Origin of the sequence: Streptomyces sp. NBC_00038, assembly GCF_026343635.1 — a bacterium.
In the GTDB taxonomy this organism is placed as follows: Bacteria; Actinomycetota; Actinomycetes; order Streptomycetales; family Streptomycetaceae; genus Streptomyces.
In genome coordinates, this window is record NZ_JAPELQ010000002.1 from 338,893 (window position 1) to 365,883 (window position 26,991).

The 26,991-nt window shown below is 69.4% G+C and carries 22 protein-coding genes and 1 pseudogene; 8 read left to right on the forward strand and 15 right to left on the reverse strand.

What is annotated here, in order from left to right:
• The first annotated feature begins 121 nt into the window (after nt 1-121).
• The 3 genes from paaI to OG219_RS44670 all read left to right on the forward strand — a co-directional run bounded on the left by paaI (nt 122) and on the right by OG219_RS44670 (nt 2,560).
• Nucleotides 122-511: a hydroxyphenylacetyl-CoA thioesterase PaaI gene (gene paaI / locus OG219_RS44660; protein WP_266837946.1), complete on the forward strand. Its 390-nt coding sequence runs from the start codon at nt 122-124 to the stop codon at nt 509-511.
• Nucleotides 508-1,872: a phenylacetate--CoA ligase PaaK gene (gene paaK / locus OG219_RS44665; RefSeq protein ID WP_266836949.1), complete on the forward strand. Its 1,365-nt coding sequence runs from the start codon at nt 508-510 to the stop codon at nt 1,870-1,872. The genes paaI and paaK overlap by 4 nt, the downstream gene beginning before the upstream one ends.
• A 67-nt stretch (nt 1,873-1,939) precedes the next feature.
• On the forward strand, nt 1,940-2,560 hold the full coding sequence (locus tag OG219_RS44670) for a TetR/AcrR family transcriptional regulator (RefSeq protein ID WP_266836951.1): 621 nt from the start codon (nt 1,940-1,942) through the stop codon (nt 2,558-2,560).
• Between the two features lie 26 nt (nt 2,561-2,586).
• On the opposite strand, the gene pgm is transcribed toward OG219_RS44670, so the two are convergent.
• The 4 genes from pgm to OG219_RS44690 all read right to left on the reverse strand — a co-directional run bounded on the left by pgm (nt 2,587) and on the right by OG219_RS44690 (nt 8,521).
• Nucleotides 2,587-4,227, reverse strand: a complete 1,641-nt coding sequence (pgm, locus tag OG219_RS44675; RefSeq protein ID WP_266836953.1) for a phosphoglucomutase (alpha-D-glucose-1,6-bisphosphate-dependent) — start codon at nt 4,225-4,227, stop codon at nt 2,587-2,589.
• Nucleotides 4,228-4,320: 93 nt separating this feature from the next.
• A complete protein-coding gene (locus tag OG219_RS44680) occupies nt 4,321-5,334 on the reverse strand; it encodes an MASE1 domain-containing protein (RefSeq protein WP_266837948.1) in 1,014 nt (337 codons plus the stop codon).
• 58 nt (nt 5,335-5,392) lie between these two features.
• Nucleotides 5,393-6,220 carry a PP2C family protein-serine/threonine phosphatase gene (locus OG219_RS44685; protein ID WP_266836955.1) on the reverse strand — a complete coding sequence of 276 codons (828 nt, stop codon included), beginning with the start codon at nt 6,218-6,220 and terminating at the stop codon, nt 5,393-5,395.
• A 282-nt stretch (nt 6,221-6,502) separates the two neighbouring features.
• On the reverse strand, nt 6,503-8,521 hold the full coding sequence (locus OG219_RS44690; protein ID WP_266836957.1) for a DUF1996 domain-containing protein: 2,019 nt from the start codon (nt 8,519-8,521) through the stop codon (nt 6,503-6,505).
• A 304-nt stretch (nt 8,522-8,825) separates the two neighbouring features.
• On the opposite strand from OG219_RS44690, the gene OG219_RS44695 reads away from it, so the two are divergent.
• The gene (locus OG219_RS44695) at nt 8,826-9,125 is read left to right on the forward strand and encodes a hypothetical protein (RefSeq protein ID WP_266836959.1); all 300 of its coding nucleotides are present in this window, start codon (nt 8,826-8,828) and stop codon (nt 9,123-9,125) included.
• Nucleotides 9,126-9,231: 106 nt separating this feature from the next.
• Here the strand turns inward: OG219_RS44695 and OG219_RS44700 are convergent, their stop codons facing one another.
• Nucleotides 9,232-10,035, reverse strand: a complete 804-nt coding sequence (locus OG219_RS44700) for a nucleotidyltransferase domain-containing protein (RefSeq protein WP_266837950.1) — start codon at nt 10,033-10,035, stop codon at nt 9,232-9,234.
• Nucleotides 10,036-10,370: 335 nt separating this feature from the next.
• Nucleotides 10,371-11,387, reverse strand: coding sequence for an aldo/keto reductase (locus OG219_RS44705; RefSeq protein WP_266836961.1), 1,017 nt, complete (start codon nt 11,385-11,387; stop codon nt 10,371-10,373).
• A 141-nt stretch (nt 11,388-11,528) separates the two neighbouring features.
• On the opposite strand from OG219_RS44705, the gene OG219_RS44710 reads away from it, so the two are divergent.
• The gene (locus OG219_RS44710) at nt 11,529-12,401 is read left to right on the forward strand and encodes a helix-turn-helix transcriptional regulator (RefSeq protein ID WP_266836963.1); all 873 of its coding nucleotides are present in this window, start codon (nt 11,529-11,531) and stop codon (nt 12,399-12,401) included.
• Nucleotides 12,402-12,676: 275 nt separating this feature from the next.
• Here the strand turns inward: OG219_RS44710 and OG219_RS44715 are convergent, their stop codons facing one another.
• The 5 genes from OG219_RS44715 to OG219_RS44735 all read right to left on the reverse strand — a co-directional run bounded on the left by OG219_RS44715 (nt 12,677) and on the right by OG219_RS44735 (nt 20,166).
• Nucleotides 12,677-14,122, reverse strand: coding sequence for a glyceraldehyde-3-phosphate dehydrogenase (locus tag OG219_RS44715; RefSeq protein ID WP_266836965.1), 1,446 nt, complete (start codon nt 14,120-14,122; stop codon nt 12,677-12,679).
• Nucleotides 14,123-14,230: 108 nt separating this feature from the next.
• The gene (locus OG219_RS44720) at nt 14,231-16,411 is read right to left on the reverse strand and encodes a bifunctional serine/threonine-protein kinase/ABC transporter substrate-binding protein (RefSeq protein ID WP_266836967.1); all 2,181 of its coding nucleotides are present in this window, start codon (nt 16,409-16,411) and stop codon (nt 14,231-14,233) included.
• 2 nt (nt 16,412-16,413) lie between these two features.
• Nucleotides 16,414-18,585, reverse strand: a complete 2,172-nt coding sequence (locus OG219_RS44725) for a bifunctional serine/threonine-protein kinase/ABC transporter substrate-binding protein (protein ID WP_266836969.1) — start codon at nt 18,583-18,585, stop codon at nt 16,414-16,416.
• On the reverse strand, nt 18,582-19,361 hold the full coding sequence (locus OG219_RS44730; RefSeq protein WP_266836971.1) for a hypothetical protein: 780 nt from the start codon (nt 19,359-19,361) through the stop codon (nt 18,582-18,584). Before OG219_RS44730 ends, OG219_RS44725 begins: the two co-directional genes overlap by 4 nt.
• 214 nt (nt 19,362-19,575) lie before the next feature.
• Nucleotides 19,576-20,166 (reverse strand): TetR/AcrR family transcriptional regulator, encoded by a 591-nt coding sequence (locus OG219_RS44735; protein ID WP_266836973.1) that lies wholly within the window; start codon nt 20,164-20,166, stop codon nt 19,576-19,578.
• A 146-nt stretch (nt 20,167-20,312) separates the two neighbouring features.
• On the opposite strand from OG219_RS44735, the gene OG219_RS44740 reads away from it, so the two are divergent.
• Nucleotides 20,313-21,065 carry an SDR family NAD(P)-dependent oxidoreductase gene (locus OG219_RS44740; protein WP_266836975.1) on the forward strand — a complete coding sequence of 251 codons (753 nt, stop codon included), beginning with the start codon at nt 20,313-20,315 and terminating at the stop codon, nt 21,063-21,065.
• A gap of 85 nt (nt 21,066-21,150) precedes the next feature.
• Entirely contained in the window at nt 21,151-21,540 is a 390-nt protein-coding gene (locus OG219_RS44745; RefSeq protein WP_266836977.1) for a VOC family protein, read from the forward strand.
• A 281-nt stretch (nt 21,541-21,821) separates the two neighbouring features.
• Here OG219_RS44745 and OG219_RS44750 read toward each other — a convergent pair.
• The 4 genes and pseudogenes from OG219_RS44750 to OG219_RS44765 form a co-directional block, all read right to left on the reverse strand.
• Nucleotides 21,822-23,303: pseudogene (locus OG219_RS44750) on the reverse strand (glycoside hydrolase family 30 beta sandwich domain-containing protein); the annotation flags it as partial.
• Between the two features lie 139 nt (nt 23,304-23,442).
• Nucleotides 23,443-24,546: a HAMP domain-containing sensor histidine kinase gene (locus OG219_RS44755; protein WP_266836979.1), complete on the reverse strand. Its 1,104-nt coding sequence runs from the start codon at nt 24,544-24,546 to the stop codon at nt 23,443-23,445.
• Complete coding sequence (locus OG219_RS44760) at nt 24,539-25,258, reverse strand: response regulator transcription factor (protein WP_266836980.1); 720 nt, start codon at nt 25,256-25,258, stop codon at nt 24,539-24,541. Before OG219_RS44760 ends, OG219_RS44755 begins: the two co-directional genes overlap by 8 nt.
• Before the next feature lie 68 nt (nt 25,259-25,326).
• Entirely contained in the window at nt 25,327-26,031 is a 705-nt protein-coding gene (locus tag OG219_RS44765; protein ID WP_266836981.1) for a VanZ family protein, read from the reverse strand.
• A gap of 315 nt (nt 26,032-26,346) precedes the next feature.
• Here OG219_RS44765 and OG219_RS44770 point away from each other — a divergent pair, with 315 nt between their 5' ends.
• Nucleotides 26,347-26,985 (forward strand): GntR family transcriptional regulator, encoded by a 639-nt coding sequence (locus tag OG219_RS44770; RefSeq protein WP_266836982.1) that lies wholly within the window; start codon nt 26,347-26,349, stop codon nt 26,983-26,985.
• Nucleotides 26,986-26,991: the final 6 nt, after the last annotated feature.

Sequence of the window (26,991 nt, forward strand, 5' to 3'; positions counted from 1 at the left end):
GGTGGAAAAGGTGACGCAGACCACTGAGACGGCTTCGAGCCCGACGCAGGGTCCGCCGACGGAGGCCTCAAGCCCTGCGGAGGCAGCGAGTCCCGCAGAGGCTTCGAGCCCTACGGTGGCGATGTTCGCCGCGGACGAGGCGTCAAGGGCTCTCGGCATCGAGCTCATCGAGCACGGCGAAGGGACCGCCGTGCTCCGGATGACCGTGACCCCGTCGATGGTCAACGGGCACAGGATCGCTCACGGCGGCTATCTGTTCCTGTTCGCCGACACCGCGTTCGCCTGTGCCTGCAACAGCCACGGCCCGGTCACCGTCGCGTCCGGGGCCGACATCGACTTCGTCGCCCCGGCACACGAGGGCGACGTACTGGTGGCGACCGCACGGGAACGGACCCGGTTCGGCCGCAGCGGTATCTACGACGTGAGCGTGCTGCGCGGCGACGAGGTGATCGCCGAGTTCCGGGGGCGCAGCCGCAGTATCAGAAGCACGAAGACGAAGGAGTCTCCATGAGCAGCGAACAGACGGCTTCGGCGGCCCCGCCGGTTTCGGCGCCCGCAGGAGCGCGCCTGGGAGAGCCGCTCCCCGACGAGCTGCTGGACCCCGCCGAGCGGCTGACCCGCGAGGAGCTGCGAGAGCATCAACTCCGGTTGCTCCAGGGCACTTTGCGGCACGCGTACGAGAACGTCGAGCTGTACCGGCAGAAGTTCGACGCAGCCGGGGTCAAGCCCGGGGACTGCCACACCCTTGCGGACCTGGCCCGGTTCCCCTTCACCACCAAGGCGGATCTGCGGGACACGTACCCCTTCGGCATGTTCGCCGTCCCCATGGACCAGGTCCGCCGCATCCACGCCTCCAGCGGCACCACCGGCCGACCGACCGTCGTCGGTTACACCGAGAACGACGTGTCGATGTGGGCAGATGTCGTCGCCCGCTCCATCCGTGCCGCCGGCGGCCGCCCGGGCCACAAGGTCCATATCTCGTACGGATACGGCCTGTTCACCGGCGGCCTTGGCGCGCACTACGGCGCCGAGCGCGCGGGATGCACCGTGATTCCCGCCTCCGGTGGCATGACCGCCCGCCAGGTGCAGATCATCCAGGACTTCAAGCCCGAGATCATCATGGTCACCCCCTCCTACATGCTCACCCTCCTCGACGAGTTCGAACGCCAGGGCATCGACCCGCGGACCAGCTCCCTCAAGGTGGGCATCTTCGGCGCCGAGCCGTGGACGGAGGAGATGCGCCGCGAGATCGAGGAGCGCATGGACATCCACGCCGTCGACATCTACGGCCTGTCCGAGGTGATCGGCCCCGGCGTGGCCCAGGAGTGCGTGGAGACCAAGGACGGCCTGCACGTGTGGGAGGACCACTTCTACCCGGAGGTCGTCGACCCGTTCACCGCCGAGGTGCTGCCGGACGGCAAGGAGGGCGAGCTCGTCTTCACCTCCCTCACGAAGGAGGCGCTGCCGATCATCCGCTACCGCACCCGCGACCTGACCCGGCTGCTGCCCGGCACCGCCCGCCCCGCCTTCCGGCGCATCGAGAAGATCACCGGCCGCAGCGACGACATGATCATCCTGCGCGGGGTGAACGTCTTCCCCAGCCAGATCGAGGAGATCCTGCTGCGCACTCCCGGTGTCGCCCCGCACTTCCAGATCGAGCTCAGCCGGCGCGGGCGGATGGATCACATGACCGTCCGCGCCGAGGCCCGCCCCGGCGCCGGTCCAGAGCAGCGGGACGCCGCCTCCGCGGCGATCGGCAAGGGCATCAAGGACGGCGTGGGGGTGACCGTCGACGTGACGATCGTCGATCCGGAGACGCTGGAGCGCTCCGTCGGCAAGATCCGCCGGGTCAGGGATCTGAGGGAGCAGTGATTCCCGTGAGGAGCACCATGACTTCCGTCATTGGCACCGTGTTCTCCGCCGTTGTCACCATGGCCGAGTGACCAGGACACCCGTGCAGAGCCCAGTCGGCCGCCACGGCCGCCCCGCCTACGACCGCGACTCGCTCCTCGAGGTCGCCGTCGTGGTCTTCAACGAGCGGGGCTACGACGGCACCGGCATGGAGGAGCTGGCCAGGCGCCTGGGCCTCAGCAAGTCGAGCATCTACCACCACGTCTCCGGCAAGGAGGAACTGCTCGAACTCGCGGTCGGCCGGGCCCTGGACGCCCTCTTCGCCGTGCTCGACGAGGACCGGGCCCCGGGCGCCACGGCGACCGAGGGGATGAAGCGCATCGTGCACCGCAGCGTCGAAGTCCTGGCCGCCGAGCTGCCCTACGTCACCCTGCTGCTGCGCCTGCACGGCAACAGCGAGGTCGAACAGCGGGCGCTCGCCAGACGCCGCGAGTTCGACCACCGGGTGGCCGAGCTGATGGCCCGAGCGGCAGCGGAAGGCGGTATACGGGCCGACATCGACCCGCACCTCGCCAGCCGCCTGCTGTTCGGCACCGTCAACTCCCTCGTGGAGTGGTACCGCCCCGACCGCGGCCTGCCGGTGAAGACGCTGGCCGACGCCCTGACCGCGATCCTCTTCGACGGCCTGCACGGCCGGCCCGCGAGCTGACCCGCAGTCCGCCGGCGCTCGTGGTGTCAGCCGCCCAACGCCGCCGAGACCACGGCTTTCGCCTCGTCCTGAACCTGGCGGAGGTGTTCGGTTCCGAGGAACGACTCGGCGTAGATCTTGTAGACGTCCTCGGTGCCCGACGGACGGGCCGCGAACCAGGCATTGGCGGTGGTCACCTTGATGCCGCCGATGGGCGCGCCATTGCCCGGAGCTTCGGTGAGTACCGCGGTGACCGCCTCTCCGGCCAAGGTGTCCGCGCCGACCTGCGCGGGCGAGAGCTTGGCGAGGAGCGCCTTCTCCTCGCGGGTCGCCGGGGCGTCGATACGCTCGTACGCGGGCTCACCGAACCGTGCGGTCAGCGCGGCGTAGTGCTCCGACGGCGTCTTCCCGGTCACCGCCGTGATCTCGGAGGCGAGCAGGGCCAGGATGATGCCGTCCTTGTCGGTGGTCCACACCGAGCCGTCGCGGCGCAGGAAGGACGCACCGGCCGATTCCTCCCCGCCGAACCCGAGCGAACCGCTGACCAGCCCGTCCACGAACCACTTGAACCCCACCGGCACTTCGACCAGCTGACGGCCCAGGTCGGCGGCGACCCGGTCGATCATCCCGGACGACACCAGCGTCTTGCCGATCCCCGCGTCCGCGGGCCACTGCTCGCGGTGGGAGTACAGGTAGAGGATCGCGGCGGTGAGGTAGTGGTTGGGGTTCATGAGTCCGGCGTCCGGGGTGACGATCCCGTGGCGGTCGGCGTCGGCGTCGTTGCCCGTGGCGATCTGGAAGCGGTCGCGCTTCTCGATGAGCGAGGCCATGGCGTAGGGCGACGAGCAGTCCATGCGGATCTTGCCGTCCCAGTCCAGCGTCATGAATCGCCAGGTGGGGTCGGTGAGCGGGTTGACCACGGTGAGGTCGAGCGCGTGCTGTTCGGCGATGCGCCCCCAGTAGGCGACCGAGGCCCCGCCCAGGGGGTCCGCGCCGATGCGCACGCCGGCCGCCCGGATCGCGTCGAGGTCCAGCACCTGCGGCAGGTCGGCCACGTAGGTGCCGAGGAAGTCGTAGCGGCCGGTGCCGGGGGCGGCCAGCGCCCTGGTGTAGGGGATGCGCCGTACGTTCTTGAGGCCGTCCGCGATGAGTTCGTTGGCCCGGTCCTGGATCCAGGCGGTCGCCTCGGAGGCCGCCGGGCCGCCGTTCGGCGGGTTGTACTTGAAGCCGCCGTCGGAGGGCGGATTGTGCGAGGGGGTGACCACGACCCCGTCCGCGAAGCCCGAGGACCGGCCGCGGTTGTGGGTGAGAATGGCGTGCGAGACCGCGGGTGTGGGCGTGTAGCCGTCCGCGCTGTCGAGGAGCACCGACACCTCGTTGGCCGCGAACACCTCCAGGGCGGTGACCTTGGCGGGCTCCGACAGCGCATGGGAGTCGGCGCCCAGGAAGAGCGGACCGTCGATTCCCTGGCCCTCGCGGTACTCGCAGATCGCCTGGCTCGTCGCGGCGATGTGGTCCTCGTTGAACGCGGTCGCCAGCGAGGACCCGCGGTGCCCGGACGTGCCGAAGGCGACGCGCTGGCCGGGCTCCGCGGGGTCCGGGTGCAGCGAGTAGTACGCGGTGACCAGCCGGGCCACGTCGACGAGGTCCTCGGGGCCGGCCGGATCGCCCGCTCGCTCGTGCAGCATGGGCCCGCACCTCCACATCGGTAGTTCTCCGTTGGTGGTCCCATCTTTCCTCACCGGACTCCGCGCTCGCACCGTGCCGGGACGACCGGTGGCTCACGGCGCTCCGAGCTGTCGCCCTCGGCCGTCGTCGTCCGCCGGCCCCGGCCTCGTTGAGGAGTTCCCGGCGGTGAGGTGTTCCAGCACTTGCACCAGTTCCTGACAGGCCAGTTCCACCGACCGTCTCGTATTGCGCTGCTCAGTGATGACGGCGGACAGGAGCAGAGCGGTCAGGGCCATGGAACCGTTGAAGGCCTGAAGCTTGATCATCAGCTCGGTGTCGCTCAAGCCTGCGAACGGCCCGACCCTGTCCGTGGCCGCGACGGTGGCCAGGACGGAGGCGAGGAGGGCGCACAGCACGCTGCCCCCGTGCTGGAAACGCAGCGCCGCCCAGACCAGCAGCGGATAGACGAGGAACAGCAGGCTGATCGGACTGTGGGTGGCGAGCGGCACGAGGACGCAGGCAGCGACGACCAGGAGCGCGGCTTCCTGCCATCGCGTCGCGCGCAGGGGCGGGCGAACCCCGTACAGCATGAGAAGGACCGGGGTGACGATCAGGACACCCATCGCGTCGCCCACCCACCAGGCCAGCCAGACCGTCCAGAAGCTGTCCGTGGCGATCTTGTCCGTGACGACCAGCAGGCCGACGTCGACGGTCGCGCTGATCAGCATGGAGCCCAGTGCCGCCAGGAACACCAGCGCGAGGCCATCGCGCAAACGGCTGAGATCGATCCGGAAACCCAGCCTGCGCAGCATGAGGTACGCGCAGACCGGGGCGACGGTGTTGCCCACCACGATGCCGAAGGCAGAGGGCTGGAAGGAGGAGAAGGAGGAGATGGACAGGACGACCAGGAGGGCACCGATTGCGATCCCGAGCCAGGCGCGGATCCCGAAGATCAACAGGGCGGCCACCGCCACGCCCGTGGGCGGCCAGATCGGCGTGAACACCGCACCCTCGACAGTGAGACGCCGCATGAGTCCAAGCCGCCCTGCCCCGAAGTAGCAGGCAGCCACTGCCAGCGTCTGGAGAGCGACGACGACCGGTCGGCGCAGCTCGCGTGTACCCACCACAGCAGCCATCAGACACCTCCGCCGCTCCGTCGGCGAGGCGAGGCGGTGGCGCCCCGTCCTACGGCCGAACGGTGGACTCGTGGCCGACCACCAGTACGGCCGCGTCGTCCTCGTGCCCCACGCGCTCGGCACCCTTGATCACCGCGGCGGCGAGTGAACCGGCCGACAGGCCGGCCACGGCGGCGATGCCCGCGAGCCGCACGACCTGGTCGAGCCCCTCGTCGACACTCATCTGCGGACCCTCGACCACACCGTCGGTCAGCAGCACGAACACTCCGCCGGTGGTGAGCCGGTGCCGGGTCACCGGGTACTCCGTACCCCCCTGTATGCCGAGCGGTGGGCCTCCTTCGTCCTCGGTGACGCCGGATTTTCCGTCCGCCGTCGCCCAGACGCACGGTATGTGCCCGGCCCGTGCGCTCTCCAGCAGTCCGGTGGCCGGGTCGAGCCGCATGAATGTGCAGGTGGCGAAGAGGTCGGTGCCGATGGACAGGAGGAGGTCGTTCGTCCGGGCGAGGAGTTCTCCCGGCTCGCTGGTGACGGAGGCGAGCGCCCGCAGACCGACCCGGACCTGGCCCATGAACGCGGCCGCCTCGATGTTGTGCCCCTGAACGTCACCGATGGAGAGACCGATGCGTTCGTCGGGCAGTGTGAAGGCGTCGTACCAGTCTCCGCCGACGTTGAGGCCGTAGCAGGCCGGTGCGTACTCGACGGCCACGTCGAATCCGGGGGCGGTCGGCATGTCGCCGGGGAGCATGCCGCGCTGCAGCGCGATGGCCAGCTCGACCTGTGAGCGCTGGAACTCCGCGCGCTCACGCGCCTGGGCGGTGAGCGACCCGAGTCTCGTCAGCAGCTCGTCGCTGTCGTCCGTTGGTCGCTTGCGGGACATCGACCACTCCGGGAGGAAGCTGCGCCATCAAGACAAAAGGCCGTATTGCCTCTCTATCGGATGATAACGACACAGCCAGCCGGACACCTCAGGGTTTCCAGGTGCACAGGAATCCGGCGATCCCGGCTGCCGTGCAGCGCGGATCGTTCAGTACGTGTGCGAGCGCGGTGAGCTGCTCGCGGGTGGTAGCAGTGGCGGAAGGGCGCAAGCGCCAAGGGAAAACGGTGGCGGGGCCCGCCTGGGCAGACCCCGCCACCGTTCGTACGCCCTCCTGGGGCTGTGTCAGTACTGCCTGCGCCTCATGCGGAGAAGGAGCACGACGCCTGCGAGAACGAAGACGCCGCCCAGCGCAGCCGGCCACAGTTGCGTTCCTGTGGCGGCGAGGCCGCCCTGGCCGCCCGCCTGCGGTTCGGTCTGCGAGCCGACGGACGGGTCCGTTCCGGCGGTCGGTGGTGTTTGCACGGGGCTGCCGACCTCACCGCCCTGGTCGTTGTCCGAGCCGGAGTCGGGCGACGATGTCGCCGCAGGCGTCTCATCGACCTTGGGTTCCGCGCTGACGGGGGCGTCGGAGGAGGCTTCATCCGCCGGCTCCGAGCCCTGGTCACCGCCGTTGTCGCCGGGCTCCTCGTTCCCCTGCCCGTCGGACGGGTCGTCCGCGCCGGGCGTCTGGGACTGCGGGGGTTCCTCGGAGGCGGGGGGCTGCTGCGGCTCCTCGGAGGCCGGGGGTTCCTGCGGCTCCTCGGAGGCAGGAGGCTCCTGCGGCTCCTCGGTACCGTTGCCGGGGTCGACACCCGCACCGCACTGACGGCCGCTGTTGATGCAGTCGACCATCTCCTGCATGAGGCCCTCGTCGAAGACGTTGATGAAGTCGCCGTGGTCCGTGACCGGCTTGTGCTGCTGCTCGGGGAAGGAGTCGAGCGCGAACAACGGTGTCGTCCGGCCGCCGTCGTCCAGACTCGGCGCGTCGACGTCGTAGACGATGCGCTGCACCAGCTGCGGGATGGCACGGAAGCCGCTCGGGCAATCGCCCTGGGCGTCGGCGAAGGCCACGTGGGTACGGTGGTTGGCGCTGTCGATGTTCGCGCCGTCCCAGCAGCTCTGGAACTTGAAGGTGCGGACCACATCGCTGCCCTGCGGGCAGATCGGGTACTTGTCCTTCAGCTGCCGGTCCTCGAACCCGGTGCAGCTCCACGACGCGTTGGCGTTGGCGTTGCCGTTGACGAACGCCTTGGCGTCACCCGTGATGATGCGCAGCAGTCGCGGCATGGCGGTGACTTCGCTCTGCGGGCTGCCGACGAACGTCAGCGTGACCTGCTTGGGCGTGACGATCTCACCGGCGTTGCCCTCGATCCCACCCCCGGGGGACTGGGCGTCCTGTTCCTGGGTTCCGTTCTGCAACCTCACCACAGGCCAGTAGTACGTCGACTTGTCGCCCGGGTCCTCACAGGTCGTGTCGCCGTTGGCCAGGTCTTCATCGCTGGCGAAGGCGTTGTTGGCCTGGTTGCCGACGTAGTCGTGGAGGTGGTGGGCGCCGTTGCTCACGCCGGGGGCCACGATCACGTTGTCGGTGTTGAACAGGCCGTTGGCATTCACTCCGCAGCTGGTGATGAACTCGCCGGTGGAGGCGTTGTCCTGGTCCTGCGGGCTCTGCGCGTTGGGCTGGACCGAATTGATGTCCGCGAAGTCCGCGGCCACGGGCCCGTTGCCGATCTGGCCGCCGTCGCCGCCCTGTTGGTCGTCCGCTCCGGCGTCGCCGCCCTGGTTCTGGTCCTCACCGCCCTGGTCGTCGCCGCCCGCGTCACCGTTCTCACCGCTGCCGGTCTCGTCGCCGGTGGAGAGCAGGGTGCAGGCCGCGAGGGCTTCGAGTCCTTCCGGACGTTCCCCCGCGGCGCCGATGGCGACCACGATGCGGTCGATCACCGCCGCCCGCTGCTCCGTCAGCGGATCAAGAATCTCGCTGTCGGAGACGTCGGCGCCCTGCTCTACGGCCTGCGCCTGGCCCTGCAGTTGCTGATAGGCCTCGGTGATCTGCTGGTCCAGCAGGGCGAGTTCCTTGTCGACGCTTTCCCTGGCCGCGTCCGGAACCGTGGTCAGCTGGCTGCCGACGTCCGGGCAGTCGATCGTGGCACCTGCCGAGGAGAGGACCTGGTTGTTCTGGTCCGGCTCGCTGCCCGAACCGCTTTCGGTCGCCGAGGCGTAGACGTTGACCGTTACCAGCCCGACTCCCCCCAGTATCAGCGCGACTGCTGCAGAGGTCGCGCGCCGTGCGCCTGTCGGGCGTCTGCGCGTGTTGCGTCTCAAGGAAGGGCTCCTACGCGTGATGGTCGGCTCGGAATGGCGATCCCCCGTCCCAATACGCAGCCGCGCCCCGGTGTGTTCAAACAACTCAGGGATTCATAGAAATCTCGTAGGTAGCAGCTGAAACCCCTGCCCCTGGCGCCCCCGGCGGCGGACGGCGGGTGGCAGTGGGAGAGTAACTCGACGCCGATCGGCATCGGTTGACGACCCACTGCCGCCGCGCCCGCCGGGACGCCGGACCGGACGGTCTGCCGGGAACAGCGGCATGGTGGTGGGACGGGGCTTCTGAGCCGCGGAAATGTTACGAATGGCCAGAGGCAGTGCACAGGCTGGCGATCAGCCCGACCCGCGCGACGCGCAGGTCACCCGCCTCCGCTGCCCGATGCTCCAGGTCAACACCATGATGCTGCCCCGACTCGCGGACATCGAGAAGGACCTCCTCCTGCGCCGCAAGCTGGCCCAGGAGGAGCACTGGCTCGGCGAGGTCGAAGGCATCGACTCGACCCTGACCTTCCTCCGCACCAAACAGGCCGAATCCGCCCGCCTCACCAAGAGACCCACCACCGACCTCGGTATCCCACGCCCACGCCCCGAGAAGACGCAGTGATCCGCGACGAAACCCGGCCCTGCGAAGGCGCAGACCTCGTGGGCGCTGCACCAGCCGGTCGTGCTCGACCATGACCGGCTGGTCGACTACGTCTCCGTGGCTACCTTCAGGAAGTGAGCCGCCTGCATACCTCGGCAGCCAGCCCGTCAGCGGCATCGAGCACGGTGGACAGAACGTCGGGGGCCATGCCAGGCATGGCGAACAACCCGTGAGCCCGCGCCGCGAAGTCCGCAGGAGCAGCCGGGAGTTGTCCGGCAGCCTGAACAGCTCCCTTTTCGTTCAACACCCAGCAACCCGCGTGAGCATGCAGGCCCTGCACGAGAAGCCCCACGGCGCGGAAGAGGCAGCCGGCGACATAAAAGGCGTCTCCGCCGGCCACTCCCTTGCGGGCGTTGGCCAGGATGAAGGGAGCCTCCCACTGCGCGTTGGCGATCAGCGCCTCGCGCAACGGCTCCGGATAACGGCGAGTTTTCTGTTGCAGGGCCCGCAGTTCGCCGTCGGGATCAACGAGAACGCGTCCAACCGCCACCTCGCCGACATAGGCATGGGAGTACACCCCAAGCGGGTGGCCGGCCTGAACGCCTACTTCGAAGTTCCCCGCCTGGCACTCTTCCCAGATCCGGTGAACGCGGTCCAGATCGCGGTAGATCCAGTCGACACGGCAGCCGTCAACGGTCAGCCATGCTCCACCGTCCACCCACGACCCCCAGCCGCCCGGTTCCGTCACTTCGACCGACTCACCAGTCAGCTCGGACGCGAGGAGACGCAAGGCACCAGTGTCCAGCGGCGACCGGTAGTACAGACCCAGATCGAAATCGGAGTCAGGCCGGTGAGTTCCCCTCGCTCGGCTGCCGCCCAGACACACGCCGACCACTCCGCCGACGTCGGTCAACCGATCCGCAAACTCCATCAAGCGATCCACAGCCCAGAGTCTGCAGAACCAGATCACTCGCCGCGACCACATTTCTCAGCACCCTCCACCCTCAGACCCACCCGTCCGGGTGAAGTGCAGAGAAGGAAAGATCCTCTGCGACTGCCGCTACCGTGATCGATTACGGGACAGGTTCGGTCGGGCGAATCGGGCTACCGTTTGATGCCGACTCAGGTCGCTTCATCGCGTCCCCCATAGGTCGGCGCCCCCTCCGGACCGGCACCTGCCATGAGCCGACAGACGATTCAGAAGGACGCGCACCCTACAGGAGAGCGGGGCCCGCTTGTGCCTGCAGGCATGGAGGCGAGCGGGATTCAGCGGCGGCGCAGGCGTTTGTCGGTGATCGGCGGGGTGGGGTCGATGTAGAAGTCGCCGGGGTTCACGTCGACGCCGGGCGGGACAATCTCGTCGATGCGGTCAAGGATGTCGTCGCCGAGCTCTACGTCGGCCCCGGCGAGGAGATCGGTCAGCTGCTCCGGGCGGCGCGGGCCGATGAGTACCGCGGTGACCGCCGGATGGGCACGGACGAAGGCGGTGGCCAGATGAGGCAGCGGCAGGCCGGCCTCGGCGGACAGAGTGGTCAGTTCGCGCACGGCGTCGGCCTTGGCCCGCACGCCCGGCTGGGCCAGATCGAACATCTTCGCCCCCGCACCGGCGCTGCGGTGCCCGGCGGTGGGATCCGCGCGGCCCGAGAGCCAGCCGGAGTTGAGCGGGCCGAAGGTCAGCACGCCCATGCCGTAGCGCTGGGCGGTGGGCAGCACCCGGCTCTCCACACCGCGGGTGAGGATCGAGTACGGCGGCTGCTCGGTGCGGAAACGGTGGTGGCCGCGGCGCTCGGCCGTCCACTGGGCCTCGACGATCTCCTCGGGGGAGAAGAACGAGCCGCCGATGGCACGGACTTTCCCGTCCCGGACCAGGTCCGACAGGACGCCGAGGGTCTCGTCGACGTCGGTGTGCGGGTCCGGGCGGTGCATCTGGTACAGGTCGATGTGGTCGGTGCCCAGGCGGCGAAGGCTGTCCTCCACCGCGCGGCGGATCCAGCGGGCCGAGCCGCCGCCCCGGTTGGGGTCCTCGCCCATCGGCAGCCCGAATTTAGTGGCCAGGACGATGTCGTCGCGACGGCCCTTCAGCGCCTTGCCCACGATCACTTCCGACTCGCCGCCGGAGTACACGTCGGCGGTGTCGACGAAGTTGATCCCGGCGTCCAGCGCCGTGTGGATCATGCGGACCGACTCGTCGTGGTCGGTGTTGCCCATCGCGCCGAACATCATCGCGCCGAGCGCGTATTCGCTCACCGACATGCCGGTGCCGCCCAGAATCCTGCGCTTCATGAGGGGTTCCTCCAGGTGCATGCGTGCTTCCCACCAGACGAGCACCGCTCGCGGCCGGGTGGGAGACCCGCTCTGACCGGGGGTCCAGCAGACCCTCTTTGGCGCAGCCACTCCCCAGGTCACCCGGTCTACGGTGGTGACATGGCCCAGGAACCGAACAGCGAGCTGCGGGACTTTCTCCGCTCGCGCCGCGAGAGGATCACCCCCGAGGAGGCGGGCCTGCCACCCCACCCCGGCACCCGCCGCGTTCCGGGCCTACGGCGCGAGGAGGTCGCCCAGCTCGCCGGCGTCAGCGTCGACTACTACATCCGCCTGGAGCGCGGACGCCACCTCAACGTCTCCGCGTCCGTCCTGGATGCGATCGCCCGCGCCCTGCGCCTGACCGATCTGGAGCGCGCCCACCTGTTCCGGATCGCCAGACCGGCCCGCACCCGTCCTCGCCCGCTGCCCCAGCAGCGCATCCGCCCCGGTCTGCGGCTGCTGCTCGACAGCCTCACCGACGTCCCCGCCCTCGTCTACGGCCGCCGCATGGACGTCCTGGCCGCCAACGACCTCGCCCGCGCCCTGTACACGGACTTCGAGGCGCTGCCCGCCCGCAGCCGCAACATGGCCCGCTTGGTCTTCCTCGACGACCACTTCCGGACCCTGTACGCCGACTGGGAAGGCGCCGCCCGCGGCATCGTCGCCTCACTTCGCCTGTACGCAGGACGTCACCCGCATGACCCCGCCCTGGCCGAACTCGTCGGCGAACTCTCCGTCCAGGACGCGGACTTCCGCCACTGGTGGGCCGACCACGACGTGTTCCAGCGCACCCACGGCACCAAGCACTTCCACCATCCCGTCGTCGGCGACCTCGTCCTGGGCTACGAGGCCTTCACCCCCGCCGACGACCCCGAGCAGACCCTGGGCATCTCCACCGCCGAACCAGGGTCCCCCTCCGCGGAACGCCTGAAGCTGCTGGCCGGCTGGTCCCGGTCCCCGCAGCACCCGGCACCAGCCGCACCACGGCCCTGAAGCCGCTCGCCGCGCACCGGGCCCAGGACCGCGCCGAGCAGGGCCCGGGTACCGATCTCGACCAGGGCCATGGCCGACAACAGCCGCTACATCATGCCCAACGGGCGTGTCCGCACAGGAGGCTTTCGCCGCGAACAGGCCCCACCACGGATCTTGAGCGGCCACCGCACGAAGCCGACGACCAGGACCGCCCCCAGACACGGGAAAGGGCTCCAACCGACCCATAAGGCCAGGTCAGAGCCCTATCGGCAACCGAGTCGGCCTGTCCGCCGAGATCAGGCCACCGGCACCGGATAGGTCGGGTACTCCACCCCCGACACGTGCTGGACGACGCGGATGACCTGGCAGGAGTAGCCGAACTCGTTGTCGTACCAGAGGTAGAGGATCGCGTCGTCGCCCTCGACCTTGAGTGCCCCGGCGTCGATGATCGAGGAGTGGCGCGAGCCGATGAAGTCGCTCGAGACCGCGTCGGGGGCGCTGATGAAGTCGATCTGACGCTTGAGCGGTGAGGTCAGCGAGACGTCACGGAGGTAGTCGAGGACCTCCTCACGGGTGGTCTCGCGTGCGAGCCGCAGGTTGAGGATCGCGATCGAGACGTTGGGCACCGGGACGCGGATGGAGCTGCCGGTGATTCTTGCCTCGAGGTCGGGCAGCGCCTTGGCGACAGCGGAGGCGGCACCGGTCTCCGTGATGACCATGTTGAGCGGCGCCGAGCGACCACGCCGGTCGGAATCGTGGTAATTGTCCAGCAGGTTCTGGTCGTTGGTGAACGAGTGGACGGTCTCCACGTGGCCCCGCAGGACGCCGTACTCGTCCGCCATCGCCTTCAGCGGCGGGACGATCGCGTTGGTGGTGCACGACGCGCAGGACAGGATCTGCTCGTCCGGCTTGATCATGTCGTGGTTGACGCCGTGGACGACGTTGGGGACGTCACCCTTGCCCGGCGCAGTCAGGACGACCTTGGCGATGCCGGGGCGGAGGTGCTTCGACAGGCCCTCGCGGTCGCGCCACCGGCCGGTGTTGTCGATGAGGATGGCGTCGTTGATGCCGTACGCCGTGTAGTCCACCGACGTCGGGTCGTCGGAGTAGATCACCTTGATCTCGTTGCCATTGGCGATGATCTTGCTGTTGGCCTCGTCGACGGTGATCGTGCCGTGGAACTGGCCATGGATGGAATCACGGCGCAGCAGTGAGGCGCGCTTGACGATGTCCTGGCCGCCACCCTTGCGGACGACGATCGCGCGCAGCCGCAGACCGTTGCCGGAGCCGGCCTTCTCGATGAGCAGGCGGGCGAGGAGGCGGCCGATGCGGCCGAACCCGTAGAGGACGACGTCGCGCGGCTCGCAGCGGTCGGCCTTGTTGGCACCGGTGGCGCCGGCGACGGCCTGAGCGGTGAACTCCTCCACCGAGAGGCCGCTGTCGTCGGTCCTGTACGTCGCGGCGAGCATGCCGATGTCGATCTGGGAAGGGCCGAGATCGAGCGTGGTGAGAGCCTGCAGGAACGGCAGTGTCTCGGTGACCGAGAGCTCCTCACCGGCGATCTGCCGGGCGAATCGGTGGGTCTTGAGGATGCTGACCACCGACCTGTTCACCAAGGAGCGGCTGTGCAGCAGGACCGTGACGTCCCGCTCCCGGTGCAGCTTCCCGATGACGGGGATCATCGATTCCGCGATCTCCTCGCGGTTTTTCCAGTTGGTGAACGAGTCGTCATTGACAGTCACAGGTTCATCTTTCGAGCTAGGAGGCGCTCATATGCTAATCCCCCGCCGCTTCGACCTTTCAGGCGGTGTCATCCGAGCGGCAGGCCGCGAGCTGCGCCTTTGCCGGGATCAGGTCTTCTTGACCTTGTCGTAGCGGCCGAGGAAGCGCGGAGTGCCGTTCTCCACACGGTGGAGGAACAGGCCGTCGACCCAATGGAACACACCGGTCACCGCCTCGAATTCGATGGTCTTGGCGAGCCCCTTGTAGGTGGTCGCGCGGAGCCTGCGCACCATGGCGCCCCGCTCGGCCTCGACGCTGCCCAGCTCGCGCAGGCCCTGAGCGACGAAGAACAGTGCGTCGTACGCCTCCACCGCGAAGCGCCCGACGGTGCTCACCCCGAAGCGCTTCCGGTAGGCCGTCACAAAGCGCGCCGCGGCCGGCAGCGCGGCCGGGTCGACGTAGGTCGTGCTGATGACCCAGCCCTCGGCCGCCGAGCCCGCCTCCGTGAGGAACGCCGCCTCCAGGACCGGTTCCGGCGCCATGCACGTGCCCCGGAAACCGGCCTCTTCCAACGCGCGGGCGCACCGGGCGGCCCGGTGCGGTGAGGCCCCTCCGTACACCACCGCCTCTGCCTCGGCGGCGAGCACGGCGGCGGCGACCGGGCCGAAGTCCTCGCTGTCCGCGGGGACGACATGGGTGGTGGTGGTGCCATTGGCGGGCGGGAACGCGGCCAGGTCCTTGACGATCTGCCAACTCGTGCGGCTTGCCGCCCTGTCGTCGATGAGGGCGGTCCTACGGCTCTTCTCGACATGGGTGAGGTAGTCGATGAAGGACGTGGACAGAACACTGTCGTCGCCCCTGAGCTGGAAGAACGCGCGGGTGGATGTCTTGGAGTACAGATCGCTGCCGGACGACACGGTCACGATGGGCAGCAGGGCCTTCTCGTAGCGGGCGATGGCCGCCTCCACCGCGGCATTGTCGGTCGGGCCGATGACGGCGCACACGTCGTGGTCCGCGACGAACCTTGCAGCCACGTCCTCGGCCCGCCTCGCCTCCCCCGCGTCGTCAAGGACCTTCAGCGCCAGGTCGAACGTGCGGCCGTCACGGGAGCGGGAGTTGAAGTCCTCCACGGCCAGCCGCGCTCCCCGCTCCTGTGCCCGGCCGATCGCCCTGCCCGTTCCCGACAGGTCCGCGTGCAGCCCGATGACGTACCGGGGCAGTGGTCCGGAGCCCGTCGCACCGTCGCTGCCGGCCGCGGGCCTGGAGGCGGCCCAGGCCGCCAGTCCGCCGCCGGTCATGACCACTCCGGCCGCCGAGCCCAGCATCAGCACGCGGCGCCGTGAGAGGGCAGGCCGCTCCGGCGGCAGCATGAGGGTGACCGGCCCCGGGTCGGGCAGGGCCAGGACGGCGGCCGAGCGTTCGGCGATCAGCCGGGGCAGCGTGGACGGCAGCCAGTCGCCATCGGGTTCGCCCTCACCGGCCAGGGCGTCCCCCACCTCCTGCGCGGTGGGTCTGGCCCCCGGGTCCTTGGCGAGGCAGTCGGTCAGCAGCGGGACCAGGGCCCACGGTACGGCGTCCAGGTCCGGTTCCTCGTGGACCGTACGGAAGATGATGGCGGCCGGAGTGCCGGTACCGAACGGGCGGCGGCCGGTCGCCGCGTACGCCAGGACACAGCCCAGCGAGAAGATGTCGCTCGGCGGGCCGATGTCACGGCCCTGCCCCCGCGCCTGCTCCGGCGAGAGATAGCCGGGCGAGCCGATCACCACGTCACTCGCGGTCAGCGCTGTGGCACCGGTGGAACGAGCGATACCGAAATCGATCAACCGAGGCCCGTCCAGGGCGAGTAGAACGTTGCCCGGCTTGACGTCCCGGTGCACCAGGCCCGCGGCGTGCACCTCGGTCAGCGCCTCGGCCAGCCGGGCCCCCAGGGCGCATACCGTTTGGTGGGGCAACGGCCCGTGCAGCGTGACGGCCTCGGCCAGCGACGGGCCCGGCACGAAGGCGGTCGCCAGCCAGGGCTCGCGGGCCGCCGGTTCCGCCGCGGTGACCGGTACCACCCACCGGCCGGTGAGCCCACCCGCGGCCTCGGCCTCGCGCCGGAACCGGGTCCGGAAGTCGTGGTCGGCCGCGTACTCGGCGCGGATCACCTTCAGCGCGACCAGCGCCCCGCCCGTCGAACGGGCCAGGTAGACCACGCCCATGCCGCCCGCGCCGAGCCGGCCGAGCAGCCGGTAGCCGCCGACGAAGGGCGGGTCGCCCGGCTTGAGCGCGTGCACTGCCGCGTGCCCCTCCGGGTGCACCTCGCTCACTGCTACACCTCGGAGGGGGCTTCACCGAGGAAGCGGAACCGGCCGCCCTCGACCTGGTGGAGAAATACGCCCCAGCCGCTGAACTGGCCGTCCGTCGCCCTGAAGGCGAACTGCTTGGTGATGCCTTTGTAGGTGCTCTTGCGCAGCAGGCCCACCAACTCTTTGCGCCCCGGCGGACGTCCGCGCTTCGTGGCCTTCACCAGCTCCTGGACGACAAGGTTGATCGTGTCGTACGCCTCGGCGGCGTAGTAGCCGGGCGCGGCACCGTAGCGCTTGCGGAAGGCGGCGGTGAAGGCCGCCGCCGCGGGCACGGCGGAGGGGTCGACGAAGGAGGTGGTCAGCACCCATCCCTCGGCCGCGTCCCCGGCCAGCTCCAGGAACTCCGGGTCGACAACGGCCTGCGAGGCGAGTCTGGGCCTGTCGAAGCCGACCGCCGCAAGTTCCCGGGCCACCCGGGCCGCTCCCTGGGCGTAGCCGGCGTAGACGAAGGAACCGATCCCCGCCCTCAGCATGTCGGCGATGACGGGTCCCACGTCGTCCGTGCCCGCCGGGATCACCCGGGGGTAGGCCGGCCGGCCCAGGTGGCGCAGCATGGTGGCCGTGATCGAGGCGGACTCCTGGGCGTACGTCTGCCCGGTGCGGTCCTGGAGCAGGCCGGCGCGCTGCGTCCCTTTCTGTCCCATCAGATAGATGCCGACCGGGAGGGCGAGGGCCGCGTCGCTGGGGCGGCAGTGCACGAAGGACCGGTACTCCTCCGAGCTCAGGATCAGGCCTCCGGCCGACACGTTCAGCAGCGGCAGCAAGGCCTCGTCGTACGCGCCGAGGACCGCGTAGGCACTCTCGTCGTTGGTCGGGCCGAGTACGGCGAGGACATCGGCGTCCTGGATCAGCTTCTTGGCCGCGGCCGGTGCCTTCGCCGCGCTGCCGCCGTCGTCCACGGTCTTCAGAGTGAGTTCGAAGGGCTTGTCCTTGCGGGAGTTGAACTGCTCGACCGCCAGCCGTGCGCCCCGCTCCTGTGCCTCTCCCGCCGTCCGCTGCGCGCCGCTCAGATCGGCCTGCACTCCGAGGGCCCACCGGCGGGCCCCCGGCGCGGAGGTTCCCGGGTCGTCCTCGTCGCGCAGGGCGGCCCAGGCCGCGGCTCCGCCGGCCGCCATGAGTACCGCCGCGCCTGAGGCCAGTACGAGCAGGCGTCGCCGGCTCGGCGATGCCTGCTCCGTGTCCTCGGGTGCACCGGCCTCGGTCGGCTCGATGTCCGGGAGCGCGAGCATCTCGGCCGAGCGGTCGGCGATCGCCCGTACGACGTCCTCGGGCAGCCAGTCGAGCTGTCCGCCTTGGGGGACGGCGTCCTCGACCAGCAGTACCGCGCCGATCTGCTCGGCCGTCGGACGGTCCGCCGGGTCCTTGGCGAGGCACAGACGCAGCAGGGTCAGCAGGTCGGTGCCTTCGGTGTCCTCGTCGGCTTCGATGCCGTCCAGGTCGGGCTGGTCGTGGACGGTGCGGTAGAGCAGGGCGTCCGCCGTGCCGGTGCCGAACGGCGGACGGCCGCTCGCCGCGTACGCCAGCAGGCAGCCCAGCGAGAAGATGTCGCTCGCCGGGCCCACTCCCGCACCGCGCGCCTCGGCCTGCTCGGGTGAGAGGAAACCGGGTGTACCGACGACCAGGTCGGGAGAGGTGATGGCGGTTTCGTCGGTCGCACGGGCGATCCCGAAGTCGATCAGGCGCGGACCGTCCACGGCGAGCAGGACGTTGGCGGGCTTGACGTCGCGGTGGACCAGCCCGGCGGCGTGCACCTCGCGCAGCGCGGCGGCGAGCATCCTGGCCAGGACACCCACGCTCCGGGCGGGCAGCGGGCCATGACCGGTGACCGCCTCCTCAAGGGAGGGGCCGGGCACGAAGGCCGTGGCCAGCCAGGGCGCCGCCGCGTCCGGGTCCGCGCCGGTGACCGGCACCGCCCAGGGGCTGGTCACCCGGCGGGCCGTCTCGACCTCACGGCGGAACCGGGCGCGAAAGTCCGGCTCGTCCGCGTACTCGGCCTGAATGACCTTGACGGCGGCCAGCGTCCCGGCCTCCGTACGGCCGAGGTAGACCACGCCCATGCCGCCCGCGCCGAGACGGGCCAGCAGCCGGTGTCCGCCGATCCAGGCGGGGTCGGTGGGGAGCAGCGGCCCGCTCATTCCGGCGCCTCCAGTTCGCTCTCGACGAGGTTCAGCATCTGACCCGTTCCCTGGTTCAGGGCGGCGTCGACCTCTACCTCGGTCCGGCCCTCGGCGCCCCTGCCGACGACGGCCACGGTGACCTGGGCCACTCGGCTCTGCACCCAGTAGTAGTAGTGGGGGCCGCCGAGTTCGTCGCTGTAGTACTTGCCGCTCTCTGTGAGCGTGTCCTCGGAGTTGAAGTTGCCCAGCGTGCCGTAGCCCGACCCCTGGGAGAGCAGTCCGCTGATTCGCTCGCCCTGGCGGAGCTGCTGGTCGGGGCAGCGCAGCGCCTCTTCGAGCGTCTCGGCCATCTCCCAGTCGGCGTCCTTCGCGGTGCGGTGCACGGTGACGACGGCGGCGACGCGGATCGGGCCCTTGCCGTCCTCCGCGGGCAGTTCGCTGTAGCGGGTGAGGGTCGCGAGCACCGTCGTGGGCAGCGGTTCGCGCTCCCAGACGCAGTTCGCGTCGAGCACGGGCCACATGCCGGGTTCACTCTCGTACGGGCTGCGTCTGACGAAGCCGGGGCCCCAGTTGACGGGCGCCGCCGCGACGGCGCGGGCCAGGCGTTGGGCCTCCGCGGGGGTTTTCGGCGCGCGGCCGGGATCGGGGGTGAAGTCCAGACCTGTGGCGCTGGGGCTGGGGGCCGGGCTGGAGCGTGTGCCACTGCTCGCGGTCGGGTCCTGGGAACCGTCGGATCCGGCGGCCCCTCCGTCCCCCGTCCCCGAACAGCCCGCCAGCAACAGCGCGCCGGCCAAAGCGCCGCAGCATAACCACACCGGTCTCCCGTTCACCATCAACTCCCCCCATCCGTACGCCAGTTCCCCCGCAGGGAGCGTATCGACTATGCCGCTGGCGCACTACGACGATGGCGGAGTCCGTCGCCCTCGAACGGGCTTGGGCGGGAGCTATTGACTCGGCGTATGACCTGCGCGCCTTCCCCGACTCGACCTCTTGCGGACCGTGGCCGTCCTACGGCACGGGCAGGAGAGCCAAAGCCGTTTCGGCGATCGCGCGCAGCGAGTCGGGGCTGCTTCCGCCTTTGCCCAGCGCTTCGATCCCGCGCAGCACTGCCAGGAGGAGTCCGGCGAGCCGGACCGAGTCCGCGTCCTGCTTGATGTCGCCCGCCCGCTGCGCTGCCGCGATGCAGGAGAAAAACAGTTCCTCGATGGCCCCGAACGTCCGGCGGGCCGTCGCCGCGATGGCCGGATCCTGCTCCGACAGCTCGGCCGTGCCCTTGGCGAGCAGACAGCCACGCAGGCAGACGTCGGAGGCGGTGGCGTCCGCCACTTCCAGCACATGCGCCCGCAGCCGTTCGTAGGCGCCGTCGTCCGGGCCGTCGAGAGCCCGCCGCACGGCCACGATCAACTCGGCGCAGTAGTCGTCGAAGGTGCGCAGGAAGAGTTGGTGTTTGTCGCCGAAGGCGCCGTAGAGGCTGCCCTTGCCCAGACCGGTGGCCGTGGCGATGTCGTCGATCCTCGTCGCCGCATAGCCGGTCGACCAGAACTGGTCCCTGGCGGCGCGCAGGACCTCGCCTTCATCGAAGCTTCGGGGTCGTGCCATGACCTCACGATACCCATCCTTGACCGCCTCGTCCAGAATGGGCTAGGTTCTGGACCAGGCGGTCAAGAATGGGTCGGCCGCCGTCCGGTCGTGCAGCGGATACGAGCAGCGCGAGCGACAGAGCGATCTCGAAAGGAATGGGTGCCATGAGCCCCATGGACGGAAAGACAGCGCTGGTGACGGGCGCCTCCAGCGGCATCGGTCGGGCGATCGCCCAGCGCTTCGCCGATGACGGCGCCCGCGTCTACCTGACCGGCCGACGCAAGGACGAACTCGAAGCCGCGGCCAAGGACATCGGCCCCGACGCGGTCGCCGTGCCGTGCGACGTCTCACGGGCCGCGGACCTCGACCATGTCATGGACGTCATCCGCGGCGACGGGCGGCAGTTGGACGTCGTCGTGGCCAATGCCGGACTGGGCGACGGATCCCAACTCCAGGACGTCACGGAGGAGCAGTTCGACTTCGTCTTCGGCGTGAACACCAAGGGCAGCCTGCTGACCGTGCAGAAATCGCTGCCGCTGCTCGCCCAGCCCGCGTCGGTGATCCTGCTCGCCTCCTCCACCATCCACCAAGGCGCTGACCGAATGGGCGTCTACGCCGCGTCCAAGGCCGCCGTACGCAGCCTGGGCCGCACCTGGGCCGCGGAGCTGGCCCCGCGCGGCGTCCGCGTCAACGTCATCACCCCCGGCCCCATCGCCACACCCGCGATCGCCGACCTGGCCGACCGGCTCGGCCAGAGCACCGAAGCCTTCCACCAAGCCCTGTCCTCGCAACTCCCGCTGCGGCGCATGGGCCGTCCCGAGGAGGTCGCCGCCCTGGCCGCTTTCCTTGCCGGGCCGGAGAGTTCGTTCATCACCGGCGCCGAGCACTTCGTCGACGGCGGACAGGTCCAGGTCTGACCGGGGGTGCGGAGGTACCCCGCGCGCCACAAGAGGCCTTTGAATTCTGGTGACACCGCCTCCCTTCGCAGCGCACGATGAGCGAATGGCGCGCCTTCATGACATCGTCGTCGACTCGGCCCATCCCGCTGCGGCGGCCCGTTTCTGGGCTGCCGTGCTCGACGGGTACGCCGTCGCACCGTACGACGATGCCGAACTCGCCCGCCTGCGCGCGCTGGGGATCACGAGCCCCGAGGACGACCCGACCGTGCTCCTGGAGCCGCAGAACGGTGGCCCGCGCCTGTTTTTCCAACACGTACCGGAGCCCAAGCGCGTGAAGAACCGCGTGCATTTGGACCTGGTCGCCGACGACTTGGATGCCGAGACCGCCCGCCTTGCCGAACTCGGCGCAGTGCTTCTCGGACGTCACGAGAAGCACACCGTGTTCGCCGATCCCGAAGGCAACGAGTTCTGCCTGGCCCAACTCGGCTCGTAACGAGCGTCCGAGCGCGCGCCGAAGGCCCGGTGTCCGTTGCCCCACAGGAGCAGAGCCGTCAGGGCCATGGATCGGTCCTCGGGTTCCGCGCCGTACTCCTGCACCAGGACGGAGTTGACCGCACCGGGCCTGCGTACTGACAAGCCTCAGGAACAAGGAGCAGAAAACCCTGCCTGCGCGACGTATGGCCCTCTGAGGCCAGGCACGTCACGCAGGCAGGCTGTGAACGCTTGCGCTCTGCGACGCCTACTGCTCGCCGACGCAGGAGTCGTGCGCGTCTACCAGGTGAAGGTCGCAGTGGTACGGGCCGGCAGGGTGTAGACGAAGGACTGGCTGCCCCAATTGACGCGTACGGACTGGGTGCTGGTGCCGCCGTTGTGGGCGATGAGGGCCTTGGAGCCGTCGGGGTTGCGCCAGGCGACGTTCTGCACGGTGCTGTTGGCCGTCGAGGCGATGCGGTACGCACCGGGCTTGACGAACTTGGTGAGGTGCCCGGTGGTGTAGTACTCGATGGTGTAGTCGACCTGTCCGGCCCGCGAGCCGCCCTCCTGCACGGTGATCAGTCCGGTGCAGGTGCCGCAGCCGCCGTTGTGCGGCCCCATGTTCTGGTTCAGTGCCAGGCTCCACTTGACCAGGCTGCTGCTCCAGTTGCGGGCGTAGTTGACGATGTCGGCGAGATCCTCGTTGTGCTGGTTGGAGATCCAGGTGCCGCCCGAGTGCTCGGTGCTGAACTGCTTGACGGTCGGGTACTGGTTGTGGACCTGGGTGCCGACCGCCGGGTCACCGAAATAGCCGTGCCAGGCGATTCCGCCGAACAGCGGGTCGTTCCGGACGCCGGCGTCGGCGAGGATCGCGGAGCCGAAGTTGGCGTAGTCGCCGTAGTTCCAGTCGTGGACGAGAACCTTCGTGGTGATGCCGGCTGCGCGGAAGGCGGGATAGACGTGGTTCTTGGTGAACTCCACGAGTCCCGAGGGGTTCCAGCTCATGCCCGGGTAGTTCATCGCCGTCGGATTACTCGCCTGGCAGCAGTTGGGCTCGTTCTGCACCGAGATGTAATTCACGGGAATTCCGGCGGCCTGATAGCTCTGGATGTACTTGACCAGGTACTGGGCGTACATGGGGTAGTACTCCCACTTCAGCCAGCCCATCTGGTCCATGCGCCCGTTGTCCTTCATCCAGCCCGGCGAGCTCCACGGCACGCCCTTCACCCGCAGCGCGGGGTTGAGCTGCTTGGCCTGCCCGGTCAGGAGACGGACGTTGGTGTCGTATCCGTTGGCGCCGAAGTCGTTGAGGTTGCAGCAGGTGTCGTCGAGCGAGACATTGCCCGGCCGCGACAGGTCCGAGGCTCCGATGGGGTTGCGGACGAAGGACAGCCCGATGCCGGCAGTCGGGGAGAACAGCTTCTGCATGACCGTGTCGCGGGTGGCAGCGCTGATCGGGCCGCCGCGCAGCAGGTAGGCGGTGGTGTCCGTGATCGAGGCGCCACCGCCCTCGAACTGCTGGTACGTCGTGTTCTCGTCGATGGTGATCGTGTGCTGGGCGGTTCCGCCGGCGGGGCCGAACCGCAGCGCCGTCTGCTGTGCCAGACCACGCGTCACGTTCCGTCCGGCGGAGTCGGATGTGGTCGTCAGCCAGACGTTGACCGGCTCGTTCACCGCCTGAGCGGTACCGCTGGTCGCGGCGAGCGTCGCCGCCGCGACAACACCGGCGAGAAGGAAGCGAGTTGCCCGTGACAGACGGGTTAAGGAACGGATTGGTCTCATGCTGTCGCCCTTCGCAATGGTGGGGGCAGTGCAAGGCATTCAGATACATGACCAGACGGCCAGTGTGGGATTAATTCACGGGAAAAGTAAAGGTCTGAACCAGACACGTCAAGAGCTCGAACACGCTCGGGGACGATGCCTACGGCGTGCCGGGAAGCCGGACCGTGACGAGGAGACCACCGGCTGGGCGGGGAACGAGGTCGAGGGTCCCGTCGTGGGCGCGGACGATGCTGTGCACGATGGCCAGGCCGAGGCCGACGCCGGCGTGCTCGTCGGTGCGTACGCGTTCCGTTCCGCGCTGGAAGGGTTCGGTGAGGGTCGGTACCAGTTCCGGTGGGAGCCGACGGCCCGTGTTCTCGACCCGCAGCACGCTCGTGTCGCCGTGCGCCTCGGTGTGGACCGTCACCGTGCCGCCGACGGGGAGGTTGTGTACGACGGCGTTCTGGACGAGGTTCGTCACCATCCGCAGCAGAAGCTCCGCGGAGCCGCTGACCTCCGCCGCTCCGCCGGTGACTTCGAGCGTGATCCGGCGCTGTTCGGCGAGGGGAAGCAGCGTTTCGGCGGCTTCCTCGGCGAGGAGGGAGAGGTCGACGCTCTCACGGGTGAAGTCCCCGCGGCCGCCGCGGCTGAGCAGCAGAAGGGCTTCGGTGAGGTCGATCGCCCGCGCATTGACAGCGTGCAGGCGTTCGATGAGTTCGCCCCTGTCGGACGTGGGGTCCTTGCGGGCGACGTCGAGGAGCGTCCGCGAGATGGCCAGCGGGGTACGCAGTTCGTGGGAGGCGTTCGCGGCGAACCTCTGCTGCTCGCCGACGTGGGACTCGAGTTGTTCGAGCATCGAGTCGAACGCGTCGGAGAGTTCACGGAATTCGTCCTCGCGGCCCTCCATGCGGATCCGGTGGGACAGCGACCCGTTCCCTGCCAACCGCGCCGCATCCGTGATCCGGGTGAGTGGTGCGAGCATCCGGCCGGCGAGGATCCATCCTCCCAGGAGGCCGAACGCGAGGAGGAAGGCCAGCGCGATGGCCGCGGCGGGGGCGAAGCCACGCAGAAGGTCGGAGCGGCTGAGCCCGAAGATCATCACAGCGCCGTAAGTCTCTTGGATGGCTTTGGGGTCGTTGGTCGGCAGCCAGCGCAGCACGAACACCCACATGACGGCCAGCAGGAGAGTGCCGGCGACGAAGAGGAATCCGGCATAGCTGAGGGTGAGTTTCAGCCGGGCGCTGCGCCCTGGGCGCCTATTCATGAGAGCCGCCGGGTCGGGTGGTGTCCATACCGGAGTCCATGTCGATGCCCATGCCGGTGTCGATCCGGTACCCGACGCCGGGCACCGTGGCGATGATCCATGGTTCGCCGAGCCGTTTGCGCAGAGCGGAGACGGTGATGCGCACCGCGTTGGTGAGGGGGTCGGCGTGCTCGTCCCAGGCCCGTTCCAGCAGCTCTTCCGCGCTGACGACCCCGCCCTCGGCGGCGACGAGGACTTCGAGCACGGCGAACTGTTTGCGGGTGAGCGCGACGTAGCGTCCGTCGCGGAAGACCTCCCGGCGGAAGGGGTCGAGCCGCAGGCCCGCGATCTCGTGGACCGGAGGCCGGGCGTACGCGCGTCTGCGGTCGAGCGCCCTCAGCCGCAGGACGAGCTCCCGCAGCTCGAACGGTTTGGTGAGATAGTCGTCGGCGCCGAGCTCGAACCCGGAAGCCTTGTCGTCGATCCGGTCGGCAGCGGTGAGCATGAGGATCGGGATGCCGCTGCCGGAGGCGACGATGCGCCGGGCGACCTCGTCGCCGGAGGGGCCGGGGATGTCGCGGTCGAGGACGGCGAGGTCGTAGGAGTTGACGCTGAGCAGTTCCAGGGCGGAGTCGCCGTCGCCGGCGATGTCGGCGGCGATCGCCTCGAGGCGCAGCCCGTCGCGGACGGCTTCGGCCAGGTAGGGCTCGTCCTCAACGATCAGTACGCGCATGTCCGAAGCCTAAGCAGCACGACTTATCGCCGGCGTATGCAGAGACGTGCGCACACCGGACACGGGGCTCAGCCTGCCGCTGCCAGCTCGGGGCGAGGCCGGTCCGACGGCGCTTGTACCGTAGTGCGCCACCAGCGGCGCGACGCCAGACCGGCCAGCACGGCGCCGGCGGTGTTGACCAGTACATCGTCCACGGAGGACACCCGGTCCAACTGCAGGACGTACTGTGCGGTTTCCACCAGGACCGAGCAGCCCGCCCCGAGCGCCAGGATCCGCGGCACGGACGCCAGCGCCGCGAACCGCATCGGGGCGAAGAACCCCAGTGACGCGAAGACGAGCAGGTTGCCGACGATCCCGAGCGGCCCCATCGTGACCAGGTCCCGAAACGGTACGAGGCTCACCACGCCGGGGACGGTGCCGGGCGCGGCGCCCGGCATCATGGTGATCCATACGAACGGCACCGTCCCGTGAACCATGCCGACCTCGGCCAGCGAAATCCGCCACGCCGATGTGACGCCGGCGGCACGCCGACGGTGCGCCAGAACCCACACCACCAGCGCGGCCAACGGCAGCGCGACCAACGTCATGAGCACCACACCGTTGAACGTGTCGAAGCAGCCGTGCCACCGCCCGGCCATGCACCTCGGAGCGGACATCATGAGCGGCCGCCGCACGAGGAACACGGCGCTCGCCATCCCGAGGATCACCAGGCAGAGGAGCACGATCCCGTGCGTGCGGCGGGGCGGTCCCGACAGGGATGCGTTGTGGTTCATTCCCCCATTGGAGACGGCGGGCCGTTGCGGCGGCGTATGCGGTTTTCGATACACCCGCGATACCCGGAATCCCCGGCATCAAGGGGCTGCTCGACGCGGGCGCGTGCTTCGCAAGGAACCTTGATCTCGCCGTCGCCGCGCGTCACGTGGCCCGGCCGGAGGAGGCGGGTCGTCAACGGGCCGTTCCCCGGAGCGGGGGCTCGTAGGGGCGTAACATCCGGGCAGGAGCCAGGTCAGGCATTGCACTCGGTCTTGAATGCAATGTATACGTTGTGCATGCTTTCATCCGGTGACCGTTCCGAAGAACGTCCAGGGATGCACAACCAGGCCGAAATCGCCTACCGGCGGCTGCGCGAGCGGCTGTTGGACGGGCACTACACCCCCGGTGTCCGGCTCACCGAGCTCGGCATCTGTGATGACCTGGGCATGAGCCGGACCCCGGTCCGCGAGGCGCTGCGCCGACTGCAGAGCGACGGCCTGGTGAGCTCGACGGGCCGGGGCGTGGTGGTCAGTTCGCTCTCCCCCCAGGAGATGCTGCACGCGATGCAGTTGCACGGCGCCCTGGACGCCCTGGCCGCCAAGCTCGCCGCGACCGCGCAGCGCGAGGGGCAGCTGTCCCCCGCTCAGCTCAGCGGCCTGAAGGAGGCTTCTCGCCATGTCGAGGAGCGGGCCGAGGCGGGCGATCCGGCAGGGGCCTGGCGCGCGAATCTCGACTTCCACATGATGCTGGCCCGCCTCTCGGGCAATCCGCTGCTGGAGGACGCGCTCGACCGCATCTGGGCCCGGTTCGCCATAGTGAGCCTGAGCAACATCAACCGGCGCAGCGACCTGACGCCTCGCCAGCACGACGCGATCGTGAGCGCCATCGTCGACGGCGACCCCCAACGGGCCGAGGCCGCGGCAGCCGAGCACGTACGGGAAGCGGCGGCGATGTACGGAGAAGGCCGGCACTGACCAAGC

Bases quoted from the DNA above. Each gene is read 5' to 3' on its own strand.
- OG219_RS44760 (WP_266836980.1), bottom strand. From the start codon at position 25,258: ATGCGCGTACTGATCGTTGAGGACGAGCCCTACCTGGCCGAAGCCGTC.
- pgm (WP_266836953.1), bottom strand. From the start codon at position 4,227: ATGCTGCACGAGCGAGCGGGCGATCCGGCCGGCCCCGAGGACCTCGTC.
- OG219_RS44705 (WP_266836961.1), bottom strand. From the start codon at position 11,387: ATGAAGCGCAGGATTCTGGGCGGCACCGGCATGTCGGTGAGCGAATAC.
- OG219_RS44745 (WP_266836977.1), top strand. From the start codon at position 21,151: ATGGCGCGCCTTCATGACATCGTCGTCGACTCGGCCCATCCCGCTGCG.
- OG219_RS44740 (WP_266836975.1), top strand. From the start codon at position 20,313: ATGAGCCCCATGGACGGAAAGACAGCGCTGGTGACGGGCGCCTCCAGC.
- OG219_RS44685 (WP_266836955.1), bottom strand. From the start codon at position 6,220: ATGTCCCGCAAGCGACCAACGGACGACAGCGACGAGCTGCTGACGAGA.
- OG219_RS44755 (WP_266836979.1), bottom strand. From the start codon at position 24,546: ATGAATAGGCGCCCAGGGCGCAGCGCCCGGCTGAAACTCACCCTCAGC.
- OG219_RS44765 (WP_266836981.1), bottom strand. From the start codon at position 26,031: ATGAACCACAACGCATCCCTGTCGGGACCGCCCCGCCGCACGCACGGG.
- OG219_RS44725 (WP_266836969.1), bottom strand. From the start codon at position 18,585: ATGAGCGGGCCGCTGCTCCCCACCGACCCCGCCTGGATCGGCGGACAC.
- paaK (WP_266836949.1), top strand. From the start codon at position 508: ATGAGCAGCGAACAGACGGCTTCGGCGGCCCCGCCGGTTTCGGCGCCC.
- paaI (WP_266837946.1), top strand. From the start codon at position 122: ATGTTCGCCGCGGACGAGGCGTCAAGGGCTCTCGGCATCGAGCTCATC.
- OG219_RS44700 (WP_266837950.1), bottom strand. From the start codon at position 10,035: ATGGAGTTTGCGGATCGGTTGACCGACGTCGGCGGAGTGGTCGGCGTG.
- OG219_RS44770 (WP_266836982.1), top strand. From the start codon at position 26,347: ATGCACAACCAGGCCGAAATCGCCTACCGGCGGCTGCGCGAGCGGCTG.
- OG219_RS44695 (WP_266836959.1), top strand. From the start codon at position 8,826: ATGGCCAGAGGCAGTGCACAGGCTGGCGATCAGCCCGACCCGCGCGAC.
- OG219_RS44710 (WP_266836963.1), top strand. From the start codon at position 11,529: ATGGCCCAGGAACCGAACAGCGAGCTGCGGGACTTTCTCCGCTCGCGC.
- OG219_RS44735 (WP_266836973.1), bottom strand. From the start codon at position 20,166: ATGGCACGACCCCGAAGCTTCGATGAAGGCGAGGTCCTGCGCGCCGCC.